Origin of the sequence: Enterococcus sp. AZ126, assembly GCF_051714545.1 — a bacterium.
Lineage (GTDB): Bacteria > Bacillota > Bacilli > Lactobacillales > Enterococcaceae > Enterococcus_L.
The window spans coordinates 2818851-2836956 of record NZ_JBIOSB010000001.1 but is presented as its reverse complement, the minus strand read 5'-3'; the positions used below and the strand labels follow the sequence as shown (position 1 = coordinate 2836956).

The 18106-nt window shown below is 42.3% G+C and carries 10 protein-coding genes, 12 tRNA genes and 3 rRNA genes; all 25 read right to left on the bottom strand.

The genetic code is table 11. The annotated features are described in order from the left end of the window. Nucleotides 1–91: 91 nt before the first annotated feature. A tRNA-Ser gene (locus IGI43_RS13335) sits at nucleotides 92–181 on the bottom strand. Between the two features lie 38 nt (nucleotides 182–219). Further along, nucleotides 220–293 (bottom strand) — tRNA-Ile (locus tag IGI43_RS13330). 19 nt (nucleotides 294–312) lie between these two features. Beyond that, nucleotides 313–386 (bottom strand) — tRNA-Met (locus IGI43_RS13325). An 18-nt stretch (nucleotides 387–404) separates the two neighbouring features. Beyond that, a tRNA-Ala gene (locus IGI43_RS13320) sits at nucleotides 405–477 on the bottom strand. A 10-nt stretch (nucleotides 478–487) separates the two neighbouring features. Beyond that, nucleotides 488–561, bottom strand: a tRNA-Pro gene (locus IGI43_RS13315). A 9-nt stretch (nucleotides 562–570) separates the two neighbouring features. Further along, nucleotides 571–644, bottom strand: a tRNA-Arg gene (locus IGI43_RS13310). A gap of 11 nt (nucleotides 645–655) precedes the next feature. After that, nucleotides 656–741, bottom strand: a tRNA-Leu gene (locus IGI43_RS13305). 14 nt (nucleotides 742–755) lie between these two features. Then, a tRNA-Gly gene (locus tag IGI43_RS13300) sits at nucleotides 756–827 on the bottom strand. Nucleotides 828–835: 8 nt separating this feature from the next. Beyond that, nucleotides 836–908, bottom strand: a tRNA-Thr gene (locus tag IGI43_RS13295). A gap of 35 nt (nucleotides 909–943) precedes the next feature. Next, nucleotides 944–1025, bottom strand: a tRNA-Leu gene (locus IGI43_RS13290). Nucleotides 1026–1037: 12 nt separating this feature from the next. Next, nucleotides 1038–1110 (bottom strand) — tRNA-Lys (locus IGI43_RS13285). Between the two features lie 6 nt (nucleotides 1111–1116). Then, a tRNA-Val gene (locus IGI43_RS13280) sits at nucleotides 1117–1189 on the bottom strand. 14 nt (nucleotides 1190–1203) lie between these two features. Then, nucleotides 1204–1319 (bottom strand): 5S ribosomal RNA (gene rrf / locus IGI43_RS13275). A 95-nt stretch (nucleotides 1320–1414) separates the two neighbouring features. Beyond that, nucleotides 1415–4326 (bottom strand): 23S ribosomal RNA (locus IGI43_RS13270). A gap of 286 nt (nucleotides 4327–4612) precedes the next feature. Then, nucleotides 4613–6173 (bottom strand): 16S ribosomal RNA (locus IGI43_RS13265). Together the 16S, 23S and 5S rRNA genes with 12 tRNA genes alongside form the textbook arrangement of a ribosomal RNA operon. A 717-nt stretch (nucleotides 6174–6890) precedes the next feature. Beyond that, the gene (gene lysS / locus IGI43_RS13260) at nucleotides 6891–8387 is read right to left on the bottom strand and encodes a lysine--tRNA ligase (protein ID WP_438758274.1); all 1497 of its coding nucleotides are present in this window, start codon (nucleotides 8385–8387) and stop codon (nucleotides 6891–6893) included. Between the two features lie 94 nt (nucleotides 8388–8481). Then, nucleotides 8482–9486 carry a tRNA dihydrouridine synthase DusB gene (dusB, locus tag IGI43_RS13255; protein WP_438758273.1) on the bottom strand — a complete coding sequence of 335 codons (1005 nt, stop codon included), beginning with the start codon at nucleotides 9484–9486 and terminating at the stop codon, nucleotides 8482–8484. A 12-nt stretch (nucleotides 9487–9498) separates the two neighbouring features. Beyond that, nucleotides 9499–10395: an Hsp33 family molecular chaperone HslO gene (gene hslO / locus IGI43_RS13250; RefSeq protein WP_438758271.1), complete on the bottom strand. Its 897-nt coding sequence runs from the start codon at nucleotides 10393–10395 to the stop codon at nucleotides 9499–9501. 133 nt (nucleotides 10396–10528) lie between these two features. After that, nucleotides 10529–12691: an ATP-dependent zinc metalloprotease FtsH gene (ftsH, locus tag IGI43_RS13245; RefSeq protein WP_438758270.1), complete on the bottom strand. Its 2163-nt coding sequence runs from the start codon at nucleotides 12689–12691 to the stop codon at nucleotides 10529–10531. 99 nt (nucleotides 12692–12790) lie between these two features. After that, on the bottom strand, nucleotides 12791–13336 hold the full coding sequence (hpt, locus tag IGI43_RS13240; RefSeq protein ID WP_438758269.1) for a hypoxanthine phosphoribosyltransferase: 546 nt from the start codon (nucleotides 13334–13336) through the stop codon (nucleotides 12791–12793). A 156-nt stretch (nucleotides 13337–13492) separates the two neighbouring features. Continuing rightward, on the bottom strand, nucleotides 13493–14875 hold the full coding sequence (gene tilS / locus IGI43_RS13235; protein WP_438758268.1) for a tRNA lysidine(34) synthetase TilS: 1383 nt from the start codon (nucleotides 14873–14875) through the stop codon (nucleotides 13493–13495). 95 nt (nucleotides 14876–14970) lie between these two features. Continuing rightward, nucleotides 14971–15444, bottom strand: coding sequence for a S1 domain-containing RNA-binding protein (locus tag IGI43_RS13230; RefSeq protein ID WP_438758267.1), 474 nt, complete (start codon nucleotides 15442–15444; stop codon nucleotides 14971–14973). A 43-nt stretch (nucleotides 15445–15487) separates the two neighbouring features. Continuing rightward, nucleotides 15488–15949 (bottom strand): FtsB family cell division protein, encoded by a 462-nt coding sequence (locus IGI43_RS13225; RefSeq protein ID WP_438758266.1) that lies wholly within the window; start codon nucleotides 15947–15949, stop codon nucleotides 15488–15490. Between the two features lie 62 nt (nucleotides 15950–16011). Then, nucleotides 16012–16287 carry an RNA-binding S4 domain-containing protein gene (locus IGI43_RS13220; protein ID WP_438758265.1) on the bottom strand — a complete coding sequence of 92 codons (276 nt, stop codon included), beginning with the start codon at nucleotides 16285–16287 and terminating at the stop codon, nucleotides 16012–16014. 5 nt (nucleotides 16288–16292) lie between these two features. Beyond that, complete coding sequence (locus IGI43_RS13215; protein WP_438758264.1) at nucleotides 16293–17876, bottom strand: putative polysaccharide biosynthesis protein; 1584 nt, start codon at nucleotides 17874–17876, stop codon at nucleotides 16293–16295. Between the last annotated feature and the right edge of the window lie 230 nt (nucleotides 17877–18106).

Below are 18106 nucleotides of genomic sequence, written 5' to 3'. Positions count from 1 at the left end.
ATGATTCTTAGTGTTTTCTAGTAAGATTTTCTCTCACTACATTCGACAAGTACTAATCACCATAATACTAAAGCATCATAATTTTTAGTAAAGGAGGATAAGGGATTCGAACCCTTGCACGGTTTTACCCGCCTGACGGTTTTCAAGACCGTTCCCTTCAGCCGGACTTGGGTAATCCTCCGGAATAAAATAGTACAACTAATTAAAATGTCACTACAATGGACCTTGTAGGACTCGAACCTACGACCGGACGGTTATGAGCCGTCTGCTCTAACCAACTGAGCTAAAGGTCCTTGGCTCTTAAAAAAGAAATCGCGGCGAAGGGGATCGAACCCCCGACCTCCCGGGTATGAACCGGACGCTCTAGCCAGCTGAGCTACACCGCGAAAATAATAAAGTACTAATGGAGCCTAGCGGGATCGAACCGCTGACCTCCTGCGTGCAAAGCAGGCGCTCTCCCATCTGAGCTAAGGCCCCACAAAATAAATCGGGAAGACAGGATTCGAACCTGCGACCCCTTGGTCCCAAACCAAGTGCTCTACCAAGCTGAGCTACTTCCCGTAATTACAATGCACCCAAAGGGAGTCGAACCCCTAACCTCTTGATTCGTAGTCAAGCACTCTATCCAGTTGAGCTATGGGTGCTACATTTCTAATGCCGAGGACCGGAATCGAACCGGTACGGTGATCACTCACCGCAGGATTTTAAGTCCTGTGCGTCTGCCAGTTCCGCCACCCCGGCGAAAGAACAAGCTAAGCGGAAAACGGGGTTCGAACCCGCGACCCCCACCTTGGCAAGGTGGTGCTCTACCACTGAGCTATTTCCGCAGTCTGTATGCCGGCTAAAGGATTTGAACCCTCGACCCTCTGATTACAAATCAGATGCTCTACCAACTGAGCTAAGCCGGCGTGATGTTCGCCTAGTTATAAAACGAGACTAAAAATGCGGGTGAAGGGACTTGAACCCCCACGCCGTAAGGCGCTAGATCCTAAATCTAGTGCGTCTGCCAATTCCGCCACACCCGCAAAATATTCCTATGAGCCGTGCAGGGCTCGAACCTGCGACCCTCTGATTAAAAGTCAGATGCTCTACCAACTGAGCTAACGGCTCAAAAAATGGAGGTTGACGGGATCGAACCGCCGACCCCCTGCTTGTAAGGCAGGTGCTCTCCCAGCTGAGCTAAACCTCCAAGACAACACTTTAGCGTGGCGACGTCCTACTCTCACAAAGGGAAACCCTTCACTACAATCGGCGCTAAGAAGCTTAACTTCTGTGTTCGGCATGGGAACAGGTGTATCCTTCTCGCTATCGCCACCACACTGGGTGTTGTTGCTATTCAATTGAGTGATTATTCACTCAAAACTGGATTGAAGTTGTAATCAAACTATCCGATATACTTTTTTATTTCGTTTCTTTGGTTAAGTCCTCGACCGATTAGTATTGGTCCGCTCCGTACATCACTGCACTTCCACTTCCAACCTATCTACCTGATCATCTCTCAGGGGTCTTACTTTCTTAAAGAAATGGGAAATCTCATCTTGAGGTGGGCTTCACACTTAGATGCTTTCAGCGTTTATCCCTTCCCTACATAGCTACCCAGCAATGCCCTTGGCAGAACAACTGGTACACCAGCGGTAAGTCCATCCCGGTCCTCTCGTACTAAGGACAGCTCCTCTCAAATTTCCAACGCCCGCGACGGATAGGGACCGAACTGTCTCACGACGTTCTGAACCCAGCTCGCGTGCCGCTTTAATGGGCGAACAGCCCAACCCTTGGGACCGACTACAGCCCCAGGATGCGACGAGCCGACATCGAGGTGCCAAACCTCCCCGTCGATGTGGACTCTTGGGGGAGATAAGCCTGTTATCCCCAGGGTAGCTTTTATCCGTTGAGCGATGGCCCTTCCATGCGGAACCACCGGATCACTAAGCCCGACTTTCGTCCCTGCTCGACTTGTAAGTCTCGCAGTCAAGCTCCCTTCTGCCTTTACACTCTGCGAATGATTTCCAACCATTCTGAGGGAACCTTTGGGCGCCTCCGTTACTCTTTAGGAGGCGACCGCCCCAGTCAAACTGCCCACCTGACACTGTCTCCCACCACGATAAGTGGTGCGGGTTAGAGGGTTCATAACACAAGGGTAGTATCCCACCAGCGCCTCCACCGAAACTAGCGTTCCGGATTCATCGGCTCCTACCTATCCTGTACATGTGGTACAAACACTCAATATCAAGCTACAGTAAAGCTCCATGGGGTCTTTCCGTCCTGTCGCGGGTAACCTGCATCTTCACAGGTACTAAAATTTCACCGAGTCTCTCGTTGAGACAGTGCCCAAATCGTTACGCCTTTCGTGCGGGTCGGAACTTACCCGACAAGGAATTTCGCTACCTTAGGACCGTTATAGTTACGGCCGCCGTTTACTGGGGCTTCAATTCTGAGCTTCGCCGAAGCTAACCCATCCTCTTAACCTTCCAGCACCGGGCAGGCGTCAGCCCCTATACTTCATCTTTCGATTTTGCAGAGACCTGTGTTTTTGATAAACAGTCGCTTGGGCCTATTCACTGCGGCTGACCGAAGTCAGCACCCCTTCTCCCGAAGTTACGGGGTCATTTTGCCGAGTTCCTTAACGAGAGTTCGCTCGCTCACCTTAGGATACTCTCCTCGACTACCTGTGTCGGTTTACGGTACGGGCAGTTGTTTTCTCACTAGAAGCTTTTCTTGACAGTGTGACATCAGGAACTTCGGTACTATTATTTCCCTCCCCATCACAGCTTGTCCGTACAGAGTAAAGCATTTGACTCTACTCAAGACTTACTGCTTGGACATGCACTTCCAGTCGCATGCATTCCTTAGCCTCCTGCGTCCCTCCATTGCTCAAACAAAAACAACTGGTACAGGAATATCAACCTGTTGTCCATCGCCTACGCCTATCGGCCTCGGCTTAGGTCCCGACTAACCCTGGGCGGACGAGCCTTCCCCAGGAAACCTTAGTCATACGGTGGACGGGATTCTCACCCGTCTTTCGCTACTCATACCGGCATTCTCACTTCTAAGCGCTCCAGCCGTCCTCACGATCGACCTTCAACGCCCTTAGAACGCTCTCCTACCATCACACCAGAGGTGTGATCCACAGCTTCGGTAATATGTTTAGCCCCGGTACATTTTCGGCGCAGGGTCACTCGACTAGTGAGCTATTACGCACTCTTTAAATGGTGGCTGCTTCTGAGCCAACATCCTAGTTGTCTGTGCAACCCCACATCCTTTTCCACTTAACATATATTTTGGGACCTTAGCTGGTGGTCTGGGCTGTTTCCCTTTCGACTACGGATCTTATCACTCGCAGTCTGACTGCCGAATATGAATGAATGGCATTCGGAGTTTATCTGAATTCGGTAACCCGAGATGGGCCCCTAGTCCAAACAGTGCTCTACCTCCATCATTCTTAACTTCGACGCTAGCCCTAAAGCTATTTCGGAGAGAACCAGCTATCTCCAAGTTCGTTTGGAATTTCTCCGCTACCCACAGCTCATCCCCGCACTTTTCAACGTACGTGGGTTCGGTCCTCCAGTGCGTTTTACCACACCTTCAACCTGGCCATGGGTAGATCACATGGTTTCGGGTCTACGACTACATACTCATTCGCCCTATTCAGACTCGCTTTCGCTGCGGCTCCGGCTCTTCACCTTAACCTCGCATGCAATCGTAACTCGCCGGTTCATTCTACAAAAGGCACGCCATCACCCATTAACGGGCTTTGACTTGTTGTAGGCACACGGTTTCAGGATCTATTTCACTCCCCTTCCGGGGTGCTTTTCACCTTTCCCTCACGGTACTGGTTCACTATCGGTCATTAGGGAGTATTTAGCCTTGCGGGATGGTCCCCGCGGATTCCGACGGAATTTCTCGTGTTCCGCCGTACTCAGGATCCTCCTAGGTGTTGCCAACATTTCGTCTACGGGGCTATTACCCACTTTGGCGAACCTTTCCAAGTTCTTCGACTATCTTGACAGACTACCACATCGGAGTCCTACAACCCCAACAAGCAAGCTTGTTGGTTTGGGCTTTTCCCGTTTCGCTCGCCGCTACTCAGGGAATCGAATTTTCTTTCTCTTCCTGCAGGTACTTAGATGTTTCAGTTCTCTGCGTCTACCTCTATCCAGCTATGTATTCACTGAATAGTAACATCCTATAAAAGATGCTGGGTTTCCCCATTCGGAAATCTCTGGATCATAGCTCACTTACAGCTCCCCAAAGCATATCGGTGTTAGTCCCGTCCTTCATCGGCTCCTAATGCCAAGGCATCCACCGTGCGCCCTTATTCACTTAACCTTACGATCTTACGATCGGTTTTGTTTGGTTCGTTTCTCTAGCGATAGAGGCGTGACCAATAAAATAAGCTTCGAACTATTTTAATTAAAAAACTCATTCAACGCGGTGTTCTCGGTTTGTTTTGATTACTTTTATACTTCAATATCCAGTTTTCAATGAACAATTCGTTTGAGAGAATCATATAAAAAGAAAGAAAATCCAATGATTAACTTCTTTATATAAGAGTAAACCTCTCAAAACTGAACAAAGTGTCGACGAATGTGTAAGTTTCCGTAATATTCCTTAGAAAGGAGGTGATCCAGCCGCACCTTCCGATACGGCTACCTTGTTACGACTTCACCCCAATCATCTATCCCACCTTAGGCGGCTGGCTCCACAAGGGTTACCTCACCGACTTCGGGTGTTACAAACTTTCGTGGTGTGACGGGCGGTGTGTACAAGGCCCGGGAACGTATTCACCGCGGCGTGCTGATCCGCGATTACTAGCGATTCCGGCTTCATGTAGGCGAGTTGCAGCCTACAATCCGAACTGAGAGAAGCTTTAAGAGATTTGCATGACCTCGCGGCCTAGCGACTCGTTGTACTTCCCATTGTAGCACGTGTGTAGCCCAGGTCATAAGGGGCATGATGATTTGACGTCATCCCCACCTTCCTCCGGTTTGTCACCGGCAGTCTCGCTAGAGTGCCCAACTGAATGATGGCAACTAACAATAAGGGTTGCGCTCGTTGCGGGACTTAACCCAACATCTCACGACACGAGCTGACGACAACCATGCACCACCTGTCACTTTGTCCCCGAAGGGAAAGCTCTATCTCTAGAGTGGTCAAAGGATGTCAAGACCTGGTAAGGTTCTTCGCGTTGCTTCGAATTAAACCACATGCTCCACCGCTTGTGCGGGCCCCCGTCAATTCCTTTGAGTTTCAACCTTGCGGTCGTACTCCCCAGGCGGAGTGCTTAATGCGTTAGCTGCAGCACTGAAGGGCGGAAACCCTCCAACACTTAGCACTCATCGTTTACGGCGTGGACTACCAGGGTATCTAATCCTGTTTGCTCCCCACGCTTTCGAGCCTCAGCGTCAGTTACAGACCAGAGAGTCGCCTTCGCCACTGGTGTTCCTCCATATATCTACGCATTTCACCGCTACACATGGAATTCCACTCTCCTCTTCTGCACTCAAGTCTCCCAGTTTCCAATGACCCTCCCCGGTTGAGCCGGGGGCTTTCACATCAGACTTAAGAAACCGCCTGCGCTCGCTTTACGCCCAATAAATCCGGACAACGCTTGCCACCTACGTATTACCGCGGCTGCTGGCACGTAGTTAGCCGTGGCTTTCTGGTTAGATACCGTCAAGGTAAGAGCAGTTACTCTCCTACTTGTTCTTCTCTAACAACAGAGTTTTACGATCCGAAAACCTTCTTCACTCACGCGGCGTTGCTCGGTCAGACTTTCGTCCATTGCCGAAGATTCCCTACTGCTGCCTCCCGTAGGAGTCTGGGCCGTGTCTCAGTCCCAGTGTGGCCGATCACCCTCTCAGGTCGGCTATGCATCATGGCCTTGGTGAGCCGTTACCTCACCAACTAGCTAATGCACCGCGGGTCCATCCATCAGTGACACCCGAAAGCGTCTTTCAAGTCAGCACCATGCGGTGTCGACTATTATGCGGTATTAGCACCTGTTTCCAAGTGTTATCCCCCTCTGATGGGTAGGTTACCCACGTGTTACTCACCCGTCCGCCACTCTTCTTTTCAACTGAGTGCAAGCACTCGGTAGAAAAGAAGCGTTCGACTTGCATGTATTAGGCACGCCGCCAGCGTTCGTCCTGAGCCAGGATCAAACTCTCATAATAAAAGTTGAACACAATCCGAAGATTGTTAAGCTCATTTGGTTGCTAGCATATTGCTTCGCTTTGTTAAAAATTGTTGTTTGTTTTTACCGTTGTAAAAACAACCTACACATTTGGTTCGTCTTACTTTGTTCAGTTTTCAAAGGTCTACTGTGTTACCTCGCAGCAACTTTTATATCATATCAAATCTTCGATTCGATGTCAACACTTTTTTTAAAAAAGTTTCAAAGTTTTCTCTGCTTATGTTATCGAATGTTTCGCGACAACTTCATTAGTTTATCAGGTCGTTTGTTATTTGTCAACAACTTTCTTCCTGATTTTCCAAGTTTCTTTCGAACTTGATTTGTTATTTCATGTTCGTTTCAATTGCCGGTAATTCTTGAGGCAACTTCACTAGTTTATCAGGCTAGTCATTGTTTGTCAACAACTATTTTACTGATTTCCAAAGTTTTTTTCAAACTTGGACTGTTATCTTATCCTTATCGTTCAGCGTGTTACATCAGTGCCTTGCGACAAGATATAATATACCAAGTTTCTGGGCTTAGGTCAACTAAAAATTGCACTTTTTTTAAAGTTTTTTTCTTTGCCGATTATTTTATTACTTTTGTTCTTTATTGTTCGTTTTTAACTGTTCAAAAAACAGAATCTTATGAATTTCTATGGTATTTTTTAAAAAATTAAAAAGAGGCGATTTCTAACAAAGAATCGCCTCTTTCATTTTTATCTCATGGTTGGGAATAACAGAACATCACGAATCGATTGAGCATCCGTTAATAACATAACTAAACGGTCAATACCAATTCCTAATCCGCCGGTTGGTGGTAATCCGTACTCTAAAGCTTCAATAAAATCTTCATCTACACCGTGAGCTTCATCATTTCCTTGTTCACGTTCTTTTTCTTGGTCCTCAAAACGTTCACGTTGATCAATTGGGTCATTTAGTTCAGTAAATGCATTAGCAAATTCTTTTCCTACTATAAATAATTCAAAACGATCGGTAAAGCGAGCATCTTCTGGATTTTTCTTTGCTAGAGGAGAGACTTCTACTGGATGTCCAAATACAAATGTTGGCTGTTCCAGCGTTTCTTCGACAAAAGCTTCAAAAAATTCATTCAAGATATGCCCTACCGCCATATTATCATTGATTTCTACATTATGTTCTTTCGCCAAAGCACGGGCTTCTTCGACAGTCATTTCCTGCCAGAAATCCACACCTGTTTGTTCTTTGATCGCATCTACCATATGGACGCGTTTAAATTCAGAACCTAGGTCAACTTCTTTTCCATCATATGTGATAGTGGTTGTTCCTAAGACTTTTTCTGCTGCGTTTCGGATGATTCCTTCAGTCAGATCCATCACATCTTTATAATCTGTGTATGCAGTATAGGCTTCTAACATAGTGAATTCAGGGTTATGAGTTGTATCAATTCCTTCATTACGGAATACTCGTCCGATTTCATAGACTTTCTCCATCCCTCCGACAATCAAACGTTTCAAATGTAATTCTAAAGCAATCCGTAAATATAAGTCCATATCTAATGCATTATGATGCGTGATAAATGGACGTGCAGCTGCGCCACCAGCATCATTGTGTAAAACAGGTGTCTCTACTTCTACGTAACCATTATTATCAAGGTAACGACGAATTTCACTAATAATTTGACTACGTTTCATAAAACGATCGAAACTGTCCTTGTTACTGATCAAATCCAAGTAACGTTGACGGTAACGTTGTTCGATGTTTGTTAATCCGTGATATTTATCTGGTAGTGGACGCAATGCTTTCGTTAATAATACGATCGTTTTCGCTTTAATCGTCACTTCACCTGTGTCTGTTTTCATAATTTGTCCTGTAACACCAAAGAAATCACCTAAATCGGCGTATTTAAATAATTCGTATGATTTATCGCCTACTTGGTCTTTGCGTACATAAATTTGAACTTGGCCTTCGCGATCTTGTAAATGAGCGAATCCTGCTTTTCCTTTACCGCGTTTTGTCATCATACGGCCGGCAACACTTGCCGATAAATCCATCTCGCTCAATTCTTCTTTTGAATGCTGATCAAATTGTACATGTAGTTCTTTTGAATTATGTGTTCGGTCAAAACGTTTCCCAAAAGGATCGATTCCTTCTTCACGTAAATTTTCCATTTTCTCACGACGCACGAGCATTTGATCGTTTAGCTCTTCTGAGTGCGCTTGTTGTTCATCTGCCACTGTATTTCCTCCATTCTGAAATCACATACCCTTATAATGCCACATTGAAACAAAAAAAAGCAAGCCGAATTTCTGTTTCAGCCAGCTTTTTTTATTAGAACATTTCGATTATTTCTTTTTGTGCATGTTTTTCTGCTTTTTCTTCAAATGCATCCAGCAATTCGATCATCCCTTGTTGGGTTTCAGCTTGATTGATTGCAGCTTTCACTTTAGCAGCCCGTGGAATTCCTTTTAAGTAGTAGGCAGCATGCTGACGAAATTCTCTTGCCGCAATTTTTTCGCCTTTTAAATCCACTAAACGTTGCAAATGTACTTTAGCTGTATTTATTTTTTCGTGTGGGGCAGGTTCAGCCATTAATTCTCCTGTTTCAAGATATTGTTTGGTTCTTTGGATCATCCAGGGATTTCCTAAAGCTGCTCTGCCGATCATCACACCATCAGCGCCAACATATTCAATCATACGTTTTGCGTCTTCTGGTGTACGGACATCGCCATTGCCCATGAAAGGAATGGTTAAATGCTGTTTCACTTCTTTTAAAACATCCCAATTTGCTTGTCCTTCATACATTTGGACTCTTGTGCGGCCATGCATAGCAATGGCTGAAGCGCCTGCTTTTTCAGCAGCCAGAGCATTCTCAACAGCAAATAAATGATCTTCATCCCAACCAGTTCTCATTTTCACAGTAACTGGCAAGTCGATAGCGGAAGAAACAGCTTCTACCATTTCATAGACTTTATTCGGATCTAAAAGCCATTTTGCTCCTGCTTCGGCTTTGATAACTTTGTTCACTGGACAGCCCATGTTGATATCGATGATCGCAGCTTTGGTATTTTCTTCTACAAATTTTGCAGCTTCAACTAGTGTTTCTTTATCGCCACCGAAAATTTGTACACTTAATGGGTATTCCTTATCATCTATGTAAAGCATGTCTAAGGTTTTTTTATTTCTTTGCTGGATTCCTTTATCACTAATCATTTCACAGACAACCAGCCCTGCACCAAATTCTTTGACCGTTACACGAAAAGCAGCATTACTAATGCCAGCCATCGGTGCGACTACAACGCGATTTGGAATATCCACATTTCCTATTTTCCACATAGCGTTTCTCTCCTACTTTTCCCGAGTATTGTTGATTGCTTCATCTCGTAATTCAATTAAATCCTCTTCGCTATAATTATATTTGTTGCCACAAAATTGGCAAACAGCTTCGGCTCCATGATCTTCTTCAATCATTGCATTGATTTCATCTAGACCAACTGCGATGATTGCTGTACCAAATTTTTCTTTTGAGCAATTACATTTAAATTGAACTGGCATTTTTTCTAGAATTTCAATGTTATCTTTCCCAAGTAAACGCTCTAGAATACCTTCTGGTGATTCGCCTTCATCGATCAAACGAGAAATCATCGGCACTTCTTGCAAACGTTGTTCAATGAACTCGATGATTTTTTCATCTGCTCCTGGCATCACTTGGATCATAAAGCCACCCGCTGCTTTGACACTTTCATCTGTATCAACTAAAACACTCAAACCAATTGCTGACGGAATCTGCTCAGAGACTGCCATGAAGTAAGTGAAATCTTCACCGATTTCGCCTGACACGATCGGAGTTTGTCCTGAAAAAGTTTCTTTTAAGCCTAAATCCTTTATTACAGTAAAAATACCTTCTGTTCCAACAGCTCCACGAACGTCGATTTTACCACTTTCATTCAAGGTTAAACTTACATGAGGATTTTTTATGTATCCTTTAGTATTTCCACTACCATCACTATCAACAACAATGCTGCCAGCCGGTCCATTTCCTTGGACTTTAACAGTAAGTTTATCCTCACCTTTTAATGTAGCACCGAGCAGCAAAGCGCCAACCATCGTTCTACCTAAGGCTGCAGTTGATGAACTCCATGTATCATGACGTTTTTGTGCTTCTGAGATTGTATTCGTTGCGCAGACTGCATAAGCGCGAATCGATCCTTCATAACATAATGCCTTTACTAAGTAATCTTCCATTTTTATATTCCTCTTCTCGATTGGTACTTTTTCTGACTCATTATCAGATAATACTAGGATTTTACTATTTTTTCAACTAAATAATTTCAACTTCAAGAAAAGAGCACCCCATGTATGGGATGCTCTTTGCGTTCTATTTGTAACGATCATCAAAATTATTACGGTCATATTCAGAATCATTTTTATGCTCATCATCAGATTTAACTTCTGATTGAACTTGTTCTTCTGTTTTTTCGCTGTCCGCTTTTAATTCTTCAGTTTCATCACGTAGTTCTTGTTTAGCTTCTTCAAAATCATGTTTTTCTTCAGCTTGTCTTTGTGCATCTTTTTCTTCTAATGCACGTTTTGCTTCTTCAAACGTTTGTGCTTTTTCACTAGGGAATTGGCTATCGATAACGTCTTGAGGCATAACGCCTTCTTCAAACAATGATTTGATACTACGAGCATCTAATGTTTCATACTCTAATAGTTTTTCAGCAATTAATTTATGTTGCGCACGGTGAGATTCGATGATTTCACGTGCTTTATCGTGAGCTTCCATCAAGATACGACGTACTTCTTGATCGATTTCGAATGCTACTTGCTCAGAATAGGCTTTTGTTTGACCATAATCACGACCCACAAAAACTTGATGGTTCCCTTCGTATTGAACTGGACCTAATTTGTCACTCATTCCATATTCAGTTACCATACTACGAGCAATGCCTGTTGCTTGTTCAAAGTCATTCGATGCACCTGTTGATTGAACATCGAAAATAATCTCTTCCGCTGTACGTCCACCAAGTAATCCAACGATTTGTTCAAACATGTCTTCTTTAGTCATCAAGAATTGATCTTCTTTTGGTAGAGCAATCATGTAGCCGCCAGCGCGTCCACGAGGAATGATCGTTACTTTGTGAACGATACGGGCGCGACTTAAAACTAAGCCAACGATGGTATGTCCAGCTTCGTGGTAAGCAACCATTTCGCGTTCTTTTTTGTTGATAACTCGATCTTTTTTCGCTGGTCCAGCAATTACGCGATCTTCTGCTTCATCCACATCAGATGCATCGATTTTTTTCTTATTACGACGAGCGGCAACTAATGCAGCTTCATTCAGTACATTTTCTAAATCAGCACCAGCAAAACCTGGTGTTTGTTGTGCTACGACTTTCAAATCAACATCATCAGCCAATGGTTTGTTACGGGCATGAACTTTAAGGATCGCTTCACGGCCTTTCACATCAGGACGGCCAACTAAAATTTGACGGTCAAAACGACCTGGACGCAGTAATGCTGGGTCTAACACATCTGAGCGGTTGGTTGCAGCTACGACGATTACGCCTTCATTGCCATCAAATCCATCCATTTCAACTAGTAATTGGTTAAGGGTTTGTTCACGTTCATCGTGTCCGCCACCCATACCAGCACCACGTTGACGACCAACTGCATCGATTTCATCGATGAAGATGATAGCTGGTGCATTTTTCTTCGCTGTTTCAAATAAATCACGGACACGGCTTGCACCGACACCGACAAACATCTCAACAAAATCTGAACCTGAGATAGAGTAGAAAGGCACACCTGCTTCACCGGCAACGGCTTTAGCAAGTAATGTTTTACCAGTTCCTGGAGGTCCTTCTAAAAGAACACCAGCTGGAATACGAGCACCTAATTCAACGAAACGTCGAGGATCTTTTAAGAATTCGACCACTTCTACTAATTCTTGTTTTTCTTCTTCGGCTCCGGCTACATCAGAAAAGCGCACGCGGTTTGCTTTTTTGTCTGCTTCCTTGGCTTTTGATTTACCAAAGTTCATGACACGGCCGCCGCCACCGCCACCGCCACCTTGTTGTCCCATCATCATATAGAATAAGAAGATGAACAATACGATCGGTAAGAAGCTAAATAAGATAGAAAGCCAAGCACCACTTGATGATTGTTCTTTCACAGAAAGTTTTACATTATTTTCTTGGGCCATATCTTGAATGCCTGATAATGTGATATCACTCGGCAAGACAATCGTCGTGAAAGATTTAGTAGAAACTTCTGTTGATCCCCATAAAGAAAGACCTCCAGTGTTTTTGATTTCTTGTTTTTCTTTGTACTGACCTGTGATTTTATACACACCATTAGTTGGTTGGATTGTCAGTTCTTTTACTTTACCTTCTTCTAACTGGGTATTGAAGGTTGAGTATTCGATATCTGGTGACTGGGGATTGTTATTTCCGAAAATGAAATAAACAACCATGACCATCGCCAAAATCAGCAATACATAATATAGGCCATTTTTCATGCCGCTATTCTTTTTATTCATGCCTGTCCTCCTTTGACTACTGCTCGTAATTAATTTTTACGGTTTATTTTTATCAATTCTGACCATTACATTGTAACATAACTAAATCTAAGAGAGATATTAATTCGCTTCGTAGATTTCAGGTTTCAATACGCCCACATACGGAAGATTTCGGTAAGCTTCTGCATAATCTAACCCATAACCTACAACAAATTCATTGGGAACATCAAAACCAACATAGTCTGCGACAATATCAACGACGCGTCCTTCTGGTTTGTCTAATAACGTAACGATTTTTACAGATGCTGCTTTTCTGTATTTAAAAAGATCCACTAAATAAGCTAATGTGCGGCCACTATCGATAATGTCCTCTACAATCAGAATATCTCGTCCTTCAACATTTGTATCCAAATCTTTAATGATTTTGACTTCCCCAGAAGAAACCGTCGCATTGCCATAACTTGATACAGCCATAAAATCCATTTCTAGATGAGTATCGATGCAACGTGTAATATCAGCCATGAAAGGTATTGCACCTTTTAAAATACCGATTACTAAAGGATTTTTACCCTTATAGTCTTCTGTTAGTTGTTTGCCAAGTTCAGTCGACTTTTCAACGATTTGTTCTTTTGTGATCAAAACTTGTTTAATATCATTCTCTAACATATTGCTCTCCTTCTCCTTTAAGATCCGATCTTAAACTCTTAGTGCTTGAACACTTAAAATTCGATATGATCGAAACGCTAGTGTGGTGATTCTTTGAGATGTTAAATTGTTATTTTTTTATTTTTTCGCTTCCTTAATAAAAGTAATTTTCAATTTTTACTCTTTTATTCTATAAAGTAGCCTGTAGAGTATTTTATCAGTTTCTGTAGGAATACTCAAATATGAGTTGGCAAATTTAGGCACCCAGATAATTTCTTCTTCAGCAGAAAGAATGATCCATGCTCGTTCTCTGATCAAATTAGGAATTTTTTGGTCAATGAAAAGGCGATTTAATCTTTTTGTCAAGTTTGGCGTTAGGGAAATTCTATCGCCATTTTTCCGATGACGAATCGTTAATGGTAAGGCTGTCTGACCACTTATAAGCAAAGAAAATTCTGTCCAATTTTTTACGATTTCCGGTGGATCAATTTTTTCTTTTACCGTTTCCAGACCTAACCATTCATTTTTTGAAAGAAAGACGTGTTCAAACTCATTCAAAAAAAAGAGAGCATCTTCATGGATGGATCGTTTTTTTTCTAGGAAAAGTGTGTCATATTCTTTCATAACTTGCCAGCCTTGTTCAATATCCATAGACAGTTGAGGCGCTGGTCGATCAAGCATCGTCAAAAGTTGTTGACTCTGTGATTGGCTAATTGATACACCTTTTGGCACGATCGTCCGTTGAAACAAGGTTATCAAGAAAAATGTTTGCACACTTTTTTTTTCCTGTTTTAGTTCAGATAATTGGATTGACCACCCGGTTTTTGTTTTAGATACCCAACGAGCATACATTGGCTCTATCACTGACTGAATGATTTCATCAGCTAACGTGATTTGTTCACTAAAATCAGCCATATGTTGCAGAAACTTGGGATTTTCTTTTTTTAAGAGCGGCACAACTTGACGCCTTATACGATTACGCATATATGTATCACTTTGATTTGAGCTATCTTCAAAATACACAATTTTAGACTGTTTGGCGAATTGTTCCAATCGTTCTTTGGAAAAAATTAAGAAAGGGCGGATTAACGTTCCCGATCCAAATGACTGGCTTGCCCGAATTCCAACTAAATTCGACAACGTACTTCCTCTTGTCAGCTTCATTAAAAGTGTTTCAGCTTGATCATCACTATGGTGCGCAGTCAATAATAGTGAAATTTCTTCTCTTTTCATGATTTCCGCAAAAAAATCGTAGCGGATAGTCCGAGCGCGAGCTTCTGTGTTCTTTGTTTTATCTACTTCGTCCCATATTTTACTATAGTAAGTGATTTCTCGTTTTTGGCAGTACTGTTTCAGATAGTCTGCTTCTACCGATGATTCTGGGCGTAACCGATGATCAATATGAGCTACTGTCAGAGTTAAACAATCTTTTTGAGCAGCAGTCTGCATTAATTCTAATAAAACCATTGAATCTACTCCACCTGAAACTGCTAATAAGATTTGTTGATTTTGCTGCCAATAGTCATTTTTTTTACAGTGATCATAAAATTCTTGAAACATCTATTCACCTCGTTGTTTCGTCGCAGATAACCTCTCCTAGCACATGCTCCAAACATAAAAGCCGAGCTTTCGCTCAGCTTCATTTTTTTCATTTGTTAGTTGCGACGTCCGCCGCGTCCTCCACGTTTACCTTCTGTATTGCGTTTCAATGAAGTTAAACGATCATCACTATCTTTTAAAAATGAGCTCATTAATGAATCAAAATCTTGCTTTGAATTCATTGGTTGTGCTCTTGTAAATTGTTTTTTAGGCGCTGGACGCGCACTGCGGTCACGATTTCCTTGATGCTCATTGTTATCACGACGTTGATATTCACGTTTTGGTTCTGCCGTTTGTTCTTGTGCTTTGCGGATAGACAAGCCGACTTTACCGTCATCACCGACTGAGGTAACTTTTACAGTCACTTCATCCCCTACGGTCAATACATCATGGATATCTTTTACAAACCCATTTGATACTTCACTAATGTGAACCAAACCTGTTTTTCCTTCACCTAAATCGATAAAGGCACCAAAATTAGTGATACCAGACACTTTCCCTGGCAACTTCGCTCCTACTTCAATTGACATAAAAAAAATGTTCCTCCTATTATTTACCCTATTATATCTGCAGTTATTCGCCTGATTGTTTTTCAGATGAATGAGACTGTGATTGACTATCTGATGTTTTTTGTTCATTACTGGAGCTAGTCGTTCCGCCTAACTCTGGAATGTTGTAGATTTGTTCACCTTCTTTAGAGACGTAATAGCGGCTACGGGCTAGTTTTGCCACATAATCGTCATCTCTTAAAAGAGCAACGTCTTGTTCTAAACGATCCAACTTTTTATCTGCTTCTGCCGACTCAGCTACCGCTTCAGCCTGCTGTGTTTTAAAAGCACTCAGTTGCCGATAGTCTTTTACAAGCTGGATACCCGAAACAATAAAAATTACAAACGCCACGAGGAAAACAACTGCCAGACGGCGGCGTCTGAAAATCAACTGCTTTTGCTGTTTTTGAAATTCGGCATACTGTTCTTTTGTATACTCATTATCTAATGCAGCAACTTTTTCCATGTCTTTTTTCTTTTTTCCCATGTCTTACGCTCCACTCGTTTTTGGTTTGTCTGTCTTATTATACCAACATCTAAGAAGCTTGTCTAATCTAAATTATCACTATTTTCGACTCTTTTCTCTGAAACAATCTGATACATCTTGTCTGCATCTTCTTTTTTCGTAGAATCACGAAGTTCAAGTACTTCGATTTCTAAGATTTTATTCCCAAATTGGATCTTCACCTGATCACCGATTTTTACGTTACTTGATGATTTTGCCAAGATACCATTGATTTGAATCCGACCTTTATCCGCAACTTCTTTGGCTACAGGTCTTCTTTTGATAATACGGGAAACTTTTAAAAATTTGTCTAAACGCATAAACCTTACCTCTTCATTCTTAATATTTTCGCTCCAAACGGTAATGTCAGCCATTCCCGAATTGTAAATAATTGTATTTTAATGATAATAAAAATAAATGTTGCACCGCCAATCAACACACCCATTATTGCCACAAGCAACGCTTGACCACGATGTTCAACAGTGCCAAACAAAATGCCAACAACTCCTTGGTAACAGAGTAACACAATTCCCATCATTCCTAAACTGATCATTAATTTTCTAAAGAAATGATTTTCTACAATAAAACGATTGATTTCTCTTTTTGAAAACAGTATCAATAAAAACAAGGTAGCTAGTAATCCCACAATCGTTGAAAGACTCGCTCCAAGCGTTCCAAAAGTATAGGTCAAAGAGCTCGTCAAAAATAATTTTGTCAGTAATCCGATACCTGCCGAAAACATGGAGGTCAAAAATTGATTTCGACTTTGTAAAACGCTCTGATAGGCTTGTATGACTGCCATAAAAGCAATCGAACAAACATATACACCTAAAACACTATTGCCTTTATAATCTTTAAATAAAGCAAAATTTATATAAGGTAACAGGAGTGCCAATCCTATTGAAGCGGCCGCTGCAATCGCTGTTGTTAGTCGTAGAAATATTTTAGCAGCTTTTAAAAAGCGTTCCTTTTCTTGACTCATGAAATATTTTGTCAGCGCAGGTAAAAAACTTGAACTTAAAGCTAAGGCAACGACTAACCCTAATTGAACCAAAGGCTGTCCGCGATCATAAATACCTTTATCGATTTTTGCGGCGGAATCACTGATTCCCGATGCGACTAAAGCATTTTTAACCAGGAAAGAATCAATTAACTGGAAGAAAATCAAAAAAGCGCTATATAGCGATACGATCCCTCCTTCGACCAACAACCGGCCGAATAATTTTCCAGAGCCTCGTTCAATTTTCCATTGCGTAAGATAGGCCGAGCTACCCACACGAATTTTCTGATCGTAGTACCATAAAATTCCTACAGCAACCATTCCACCCAGCAATGCCCCGCCCATAGCGACTGTACCGGTCTGATAGACAGACCACCCAAATCTACTAAAAGAGTATGCTGCAATTAAAATTACCCCTACCCGAACAACTTGTTCTATTACTTGGGAAACAGCGCTTGGTACCATCAATAAGTGTCCTTGAAAATTGCCACGGTAAAATGACAGTATAGGCACCAATAAGAATGTAAAAGAAACGACTTGAATTAACGATGCTAATCGATAATCTCCCATCATAAAGGCAATTTCATGACTACCCAAAAAGAAAAAGACCCAACACAAAACAGCAATTATTGAAACAAAAGGAAAAAGTTTTTGTAATACTTTTTTCTGTTCACTAATATCTGGTTGCTCTGCGACAACTTTTGAAATAAACTGCGGCAATCCTGATAATGCTAAAGTCATCGCAATACCGTAGATCGGGTAAACTTGTTGATAAACATAGAACCCTTCATCCCCAACTAAATTTTGAAAAGGTACTCGATAAATCGCACTTAGCACTTTGGCAATAAATGACGCAACCGTTAAAACAACTGCACCTTGCATCATCGTCCGCATTTCTTTATGCGCCATTGTTGACCTCCTAGTCTAAAAGCGTAGTGGGCTCGCTTAGCTCTGAACGGAAAATAAGAAAAACTGACTGTGATGCTTTTTGTCATATTCCATTTTAATCTTTTCCCCGAAGAGCTAGCCCGTGAAGCTAGATAAATCTAAAAGCGGAACGGGCTCGTTCAACCTCAACTGTAAAATAGGGAAAATCGATTGAGGCGCTTTTTGCCTCACTCTATTTCTATCTTTTTTCC

Bases quoted from the DNA above. Each gene is read 5' to 3' on its own strand.
- dusB (WP_438758273.1), bottom strand. From the start codon at position 9,486: ATGTGGAAAATAGGAAATGTGGATATTCCAAATCGCGTTGTAGTCGCA.
- hslO (WP_438758271.1), bottom strand. From the start codon at position 10,395: ATGGAAGATTACTTAGTAAAGGCATTATGTTATGAAGGATCGATTCGC.
- ftsH (WP_438758270.1), bottom strand. From the start codon at position 12,691: ATGAATAAAAAGAATAGCGGCATGAAAAATGGCCTATATTATGTATTG.
- hpt (WP_438758269.1), bottom strand. From the start codon at position 13,336: ATGTTAGAGAATGATATTAAACAAGTTTTGATCACAAAAGAACAAATC.
- tilS (WP_438758268.1), bottom strand. From the start codon at position 14,875: ATGTTTCAAGAATTTTATGATCACTGTAAAAAAAATGACTATTGGCAG.
- IGI43_RS13230 (WP_438758267.1), bottom strand. From the start codon at position 15,444: ATGTCAATTGAAGTAGGAGCGAAGTTGCCAGGGAAAGTGTCTGGTATC.
- IGI43_RS13225 (WP_438758266.1), bottom strand. From the start codon at position 15,949: ATGGGAAAAAAGAAAAAAGACATGGAAAAAGTTGCTGCATTAGATAAT.
- IGI43_RS13220 (WP_438758265.1), bottom strand. From the start codon at position 16,287: ATGCGTTTAGACAAATTTTTAAAAGTTTCCCGTATTATCAAAAGAAGA.
- IGI43_RS13215 (WP_438758264.1), bottom strand. From the start codon at position 17,876: ATGGCGCATAAAGAAATGCGGACGATGATGCAAGGTGCAGTTGTTTTA.